The organism is Neobacillus drentensis (assembly GCF_036965645.1).
GTDB lineage: Bacteria > Bacillota > Bacilli > Bacillales > Cytobacillaceae > Neobacillus > Neobacillus drentensis_D.
This window is the reverse complement of sequence record NZ_JBALPZ010000178.1, coordinates 1-6,769: the sequence shown is the minus strand read 5'-3', so window position 1 is coordinate 6,769 and position 6,769 is coordinate 1. Positions and strand designations below refer to the sequence as shown.

At 40.7% G+C, this 6,769-nt stretch carries 4 protein-coding genes; 1 reads left to right on the top strand and 3 read right to left on the bottom strand.

The annotated features are described in order from the left end of the window. Positions 1–170: 170 nt before the first annotated feature. The 3 genes from V7266_RS26565 to V7266_RS26555 form a co-directional block, all read right to left on the bottom strand. Positions 171–1,289 carry a S1C family serine protease gene (locus tag V7266_RS26565; protein ID WP_335472226.1) on the bottom strand — a complete coding sequence of 373 codons (1,119 nt, stop codon included), beginning with the start codon at positions 1,287–1,289 and terminating at the stop codon, positions 171–173. A gap of 14 nt (positions 1,290–1,303) precedes the next feature. Beyond that, positions 1,304–2,560, bottom strand: coding sequence for an FxLYD domain-containing protein (locus tag V7266_RS26560; RefSeq protein ID WP_335472225.1), 1,257 nt, complete (start codon positions 2,558–2,560; stop codon positions 1,304–1,306). A gap of 159 nt (positions 2,561–2,719) precedes the next feature. Next, positions 2,720–3,547: a TetR/AcrR family transcriptional regulator gene (locus V7266_RS26555; RefSeq protein WP_335472224.1), complete on the bottom strand. Its 828-nt coding sequence runs from the start codon at positions 3,545–3,547 to the stop codon at positions 2,720–2,722. A 96-nt stretch (positions 3,548–3,643) separates the two neighbouring features. Here V7266_RS26555 and V7266_RS26550 point away from each other — a divergent pair, with 96 nt between their 5' ends. Further along, positions 3,644–6,727: an efflux RND transporter permease subunit gene (locus V7266_RS26550; RefSeq protein ID WP_335472223.1), complete on the top strand. Its 3,084-nt coding sequence runs from the start codon at positions 3,644–3,646 to the stop codon at positions 6,725–6,727. Positions 6,728–6,769 lie beyond the last annotated feature (42 nt).

Genomic DNA, 6,769 nt, shown 5'->3' with positions numbered 1-6,769 from the left:
GGAGAAGTGTCCTTCAAAAAGCGGATGAAGGACAAAATTAGAAAAACAAACGTAAAATCTGTTGCCGTTATGAATTTTAATTAAACGTTTGATTAAAAAAAGAACAGAACACCATTCGCGTGTTCTGCTCAGATTGGAAACCAAAAGAAATATCCACAGAATATTATCCTCTAATGAATAGCTTTAGCTGTCCCGCTTATAATTTTTAATTGATCATTTTCATAACCGACTTTATACTCCACCTTAAACTTAGCATAATTTTCATTACCATCTACCAAATCAACCGCCGTAATAATCCCTGTTACCGTAATGTTATCTCCATCCTTTGTGGTTTGGACATCACCTATCGCGGTAGACTTTGTCTTTAAATATCCGTTTCGAAATTTAGAAAACTCTGTTTTACTCTGCCAGGAGCTTCCCATTAATGAATAGGCTGTGACATAATCGCGGGAGTTTAGACTTTCATAAAAATAGTTAACGAGATAACTAGCTGTTATTTCTGGTGAAACCTCCTCTTCACTCACGTCTGCTGAGGCTGTTTCAACTTTAGTGTCAGGCAACTCTGTCAATGGAGCTTTCGACCATCCTTCCACAAGAGACAAAATATTAACGATTGGTAGACTGAAACCAATGGAGCCCTGATCTGTTCCTGCAGAATTGATTCCAAGGACTTCACCCGTCTTGCGGTTGATCAACGGTCCGCCTGAATTACCAGGAGCAATCGGAGCGGATATTTGATAAGCGTCCTTATAATGAAAAGGCTCAATGTCAAAGTCTCTTCCGACACCGCTAATAATCCCAGTTGTCACTGTGTTTTGCAAGCCTAATGGACTGCCAAGGGCTAACACTTCCTCACCTACATCGGACTTCTTTTGGCTTAATTGTAAGGGTTCTTCAGAGGCTAATCCTGGGACACGAACAACGGCTACATCAACATCCTGACTTATTCCAATCACCGTCCCTTGAAATTCCTTGGCATCCGCCGTTTTAATTTTGACCGTTTTGGCCCCGCTCACCACATGGGCATTTGTGATAACGTCACCGTCTTTATTATAAAGAAACCCCGAACCTAAGGTGCCGTTATCCTGCTGGATCATAACGACTTCTTTTTGGACATCATGAATAATATCTTTTAACTTCTTATCAGACACTTTGGCCTTTGCTGCATTCGGTACAAAGAGTGAATTGTTTTTTAACTGGGAAGGAATTTCTTGATGCCAGTAAAAAATGAGCCCCCCGCCAGCTCCTAATATAAGCACTGAACTAACCAAACTAATCATCCATTTCATGATCATTTCCCCTTTTAATTTAATTCCCAAGTGATTCTAGTGATTTTGACGGTGCAATCCTGATATACGCCATATTGGTAATCATCAAAACTGCCATTTTCACCAGGCTCTAAATCGAAAGGATCTCCATATGTATAATCCGTGCCAAGGGAATCTCCGTTTACATCATAGACTGTATAATAGAGTTTGATGGAGGAAATGGGGACCGTGGCATGATTTTTTAGGTCACCTTCAATATGCAGGTCACCATACTCATCCGTATAAACATTTAAATTGTCGACTGTAACAGCAGTGGTATGGTTGTTTAGATCTTCTTGAGCTGCCACCTCAATCGCTTTTTGAATCCGTGCCTGTTCTGCTTTCTCAAATGACGCATGTTCATTTTTGATTCGTTCTTTAAAAGAAAGCAGTTTCGTGTCGTTCGCTGCATATTCCAGACCTTTATCAACGGTCGTCATTGCTTCAGTGAAATTCTTCTCTCCCAGTTGGGTTTCGGCGGCTTTTGTGGTCAACTCAACCACTTTTGCTAAAATTAATCGTTTGACTTCATCCGTTTCGGAGGAACTAAGTGAAGATAAAGCATTTAATTTTCCAGCTAGCTCTTCAACCGTATTCAGGTGATTGATTTCTACTTTTATTTTAGCAACGGCCAGTGTCGTTGATTTCTCATCTAATTGTTTGTTCAGTCGTGTGTAAAGTGGACCTTTTAGTGTTTGTAGTGTTACTTTCAATTTGTTAATTTGTGAATCGGCTTTGTCAATTTGCTGTGTTTTCAGGGAATTGGAAATTTCCTTTAATGAACTCTCTAACTGGATGGCCTTTGTTATTTTTTCCTCATCTTCTATTAGTACTTTATAGTTCGGTCTTAATGTTTTAGCCTTTTTTATAGAAGATAAAGACTGGGTGTATTGGCCTTTTAGAGCATCATTTTCCGCTTTTTCTTTTAAAGAGGTGACGCTTTTATTTGTCTCAATCTGATGATTGTAGTAGGCGTAACCTGACCCAGCGGAGAGGACAAGTGAGAACACTGGAATGGCAATGGGCCATACTAAGGCGGATTTGCTAAATCTTCTTTTTGGATCAGATGTTACTACTTCAGCAGTATTCATAGTTGGTACAAGTGATTCGTTGTTTTGATTTTCTATTACTCTTTCTTCTGCTTGTTCCTCCGTTAAGTTTTGTTCTGATTCTACCGCCAATGGTGTCCCGCAGTTGGGACAAAATCGGGCGTCTGTATGAGGGATCTTTGATCCGCATTGTTGACAATACATTTTATCACTCCTATAAAAAGGAAATTATAGGTATATTATACTAGTAAAATAGGAAATGTGTAGACTCGACAAAATTTTTATATGATTTTTAGAGGATATAGTAATGGTCTATTTAAACTACTCATTAAAAAAAGCAAAACACGTTTATGTGTCTGCTTTTTAAAAATGATAGTATCGGCGAAGTAAAAGGGAGATCCATTTACAATGCGGAGATTTGCGGATATTCTCAATCAGCCCTTTGATGATGACAGGACTATAGGTTGGGGTTACCAGCTGCTCCTTGAGTATAAGCAGTGATTCCTTTTCCAATGATTCATCCAATTCCTCTATCTTCTGTTCAATGATCTCAATGATTTGTTCCTCGCTGACTTCTTCATGGAACGGGCTCTTAAACATCTGAATCAGGTCCTCTGAAATAAACGGAATCGTCGTATGCTGCGCAAGTAAGTTTGTTTTCTCCACAAGCGATTGGGACAGTAAGTCCAAATCCAAAGGTACGTTGTAAAAGAAAAATAACTGAGAATAAGTGTTCATGAATCCCTTGATACAATACATCAAATCATATTTCGTTTCCCTGATGGTTTCACCGTATAATTTGTCCAGCATGGAAAGAATGGTTTGGTTGACTAAACGATCATAGTATTGCATTTTTACCAAAAGATCATTATTAAAGGTGTGGGATTGCTCCTTCATCAGTAATTTTGCGAAATCTGAGTGCTGATAGGAAGTATGGAAAATGGTGTAATAAAATTTATATAAAAGTTCGTCCTGACTGGCGTTACTGACTACATAGTCAATGTCTGAGGTCAACTGATTCATAAAGTGGTCAATCAACGCGAGAATCAATTCGTCCTTCGATTTGAAAGACAAATAAAATGCTCCTTTAGAGATGCCGCAATGTTCTGTGATTTGCTGAACGGAAGTTGCTTCAAACCCTTGTTTTGCAAAAAGTTCAAGTGCTTTTTCCATAATTAATTGTTTTTTCATTCTACCTGCTCCTAACCGTCATTCATTGACAAATGACTGATTGGTCATTATTATAAATAATTGAGCTTAGTAAGTCAATCAAGGGTAGGTGTAATAGTGAAAGCGATAGCAAATTTTGTTCTTGGGAATAAACTGGCGGTCTGGCTGCTGACGATTATCATTACGGTATCTGGCATTTATTCAGGGACACGTATGAACATGGAAACGATTCCGAATATATCAATTCCATACTTGATGGTGACTGGAGTTTATCCTGGGGCCACTCCTAAAAAGGTAATGGAAGATGTATCGATGCCAATCGAGAAAGCAGCTGAAGGTCTTGATCATGTAAAATCGGTACAGTCTAATTCATACTCAAACATGTCAAGTATTCAGGTCGAATATGAATACGGTATCGACATGGACGAGGCAAAACGTGCCTTGAAATCAGCATTAGATGATGTTAAGTTACCAGATGGTGCACAGGAACCAAAGGTTACGGCCATCAGTATGAACATGATGCCGGTTGTGGCTCTCAGTGTGAGCAGTTCAAAAGAAGATATTGTAGATTTAACCTCAACAGTGGAGGATGTCCTTCTTCCAAAAATCGAAAAAATTGATGGCGTGGCGTCTGCCACGATTACTGGTCAGCATATTGATGAAGTTGACCTTACCTATAACCAAGCCAAATTGAAAGAATTTGGTCTGACAGAAGATAAAGTGAAACAAATGATTCAAGCCAGCAATATGGCGGTTTCTTTAGGCCTTTATCAGTTTAAAGAAGGGGAACAGGCTGTTGCCATTAACGGCAAATATATGACAGCGGATGAATTGAAAAATACGATCATTCCTGTCACACCGACTAAAACACATCCATCCCCACTTGTGAAATTAAGTGATATTGCTACGATTCAAACCGTTGGTAAAGTACAGTCTGTCTCCCGTACAAATGGGAAAGAAGCGATTGCGATTCAAATCGTAAAAGAGCAGCGTGCCAACACGGTTGATGTCGTTAACAGTGTGAAGGATGTTGTCAAAGACCAAAAGGCAAAAATCGATGGTATCCATATCGATGTAACCCTTGACCAGGGTAAACCAATTCAAGAATCCATTTCAACGATGGTGGAGAAAGCTGTTTTTGGCGGTTTCATTGCTGTATTAATTATCCTATTATTTTTACGAAGCTTTAAATCAACGATTACGTCGATTATCTCGATACCAGTGTCGATTTTCATGGCTTTACTGATTCTCCACTGGCTCGATATTACGCTTAATATTATGACACTGGGTGCGATTACGGTAGCGATCGGCCGGGTCATCGATGACTCGATCGTTGTCGTGGAAAATATTTATCGCCGCTTGCATTTAAAAGAAGAGAAGCTAAATGGCCGGGCACTCGTACGTGAAGCTACAATTGAAATGTTCAAGCCGATCTTATCTTCGACATTAGTAACGGTTGCGGTATTTGCGCCATTGATTTTTGTAGGAGGAATGGTTGGCGAGTTGTTCACACCGTTTGCTTTAACGATGACCTTTGCGCTTGGTGCTTCGTTACTCGTAGCGATTACGGTGGTTCCTGCCTTATCCCATACCTTATTTAAGAAAAAGTTATACAGTGAAAAGACAGGTAAGAAACATAAAGAAGTTGGCGAGCTAGCGAAATGGTATAAGTGGGCGCTGGAAAAGGCATTAAATCATAAGGTCATTACGTCCATCATAGCGGTGGTGTTATTAGCCGGCAGTTTGGCGCTAACGCCATTAATCGGCTTCAGCTTTATGGGCAGTGAAGAAGATAAGGTTATGTATTTAACCTATACGCCTAAGGCAGGAGAGTTAAAGGACGAGACGTTAGAGAACGTTAAATACGTCGAAGAGAAGATGCTGAAGCGTGATGATATCGATATCGTCCAGCTATCGGTGACCGATAAAGGTGATACTTCCACTGCCATGTTTGGCGGCAGCGGCGGCGGGGGGTTAATGTATCTGATTTTTGATCCAGATACAAAGGATTTCTCTAAAGTAAAAGATGAAATCGAGAAATATGTGAAAAATCTTGACCAATCGGGCACATGGAAGAGCCAGAACATGGGCACCTCATCTGTTGGTTCCAATGAAGTCAGCTACACTTTCTACAGCGACAACCTAGATAAACTTTACCAATCTGTTGATAAGGTTGAAAAGGTGATGAAGAAGGATAAAGGTCTAAAGGATGTTACATCTAGTGCGGAGGATCCTTATGTAGAGTACACCTTTAAAGTCGCCCAGAATGATTTAATTAAATATGGGCTAACTACTGGTCAGCTTGTAATGATGCTGAATCCGACGAAGACACAAGATGTGTTAACGACGATTGAGAAAAATGGTGAATCCCTGGATGTCATTGTTCAGCAAGAGCAGTCGAAACAGCCGGCATCCATTGATGAAATGTTAAAAACTCCGGTTCCAACAGCGATGGGTACGACTGTGCCTCTATCACAGCTTGTAAAAGTGGAAAAAGGGACAACGTTAAATACACTGGCACGCAGCAAGGGTGAATACTATGCGAGTGTTTCCGGAACCATTCTCGGCAAGGATGTTAAAAAGGCAACCGATAGTCTCAAGAAAGAAGTGGATAAACTTGATTTGCCAAAAGGTGTGACGGTCGGTACTGCTGGTGTGCAGGCAGATATGACGGAAACCTTTACTCAGCTTGGTGCTGCGATGCTGGCTGCAATTGCGATCGTATACTTCATTCTTGTGGTAACCTTCCGTGAGGGTGTTGCACCGTTTGCGATACTGTTCTCGTTACCGTTCGCGGTCATCGGTTCGTTTGTCGGTCTATACATTGCCGGTGAGACGATTTCGGTTTCGGTTATGATGGGTCTCTTGATGTTGATTGGTATTGTCGTCACGAACGCGATTGTACTAGTAGACCGAATTATTCATATGGAACGTGATGGATTGAAGATGCGTCAAGCCGTATTGGAAGCGGGTGCGACTCGTTTACGTCCAATCCTGATGACGGCGATCGCTACGGTCGGTGCGTTAATTCCGTTAGCACTCGGCTCAGGCGGCGGCGGGTTGATCTCGAAAGGACTTGGAATTACCGTTATTGGCGGATTAACCAGTTCAACATTGTTAACATTGTTCGTGGTACCGATTGTTTATGAGGTATTATCGAAGTTATTTAAGAAAAATCGACGCGAAGAACAAGAAAACTAAGAAATAGCCCCGCGAGATGATGAGTGAACTATAACCCGAATA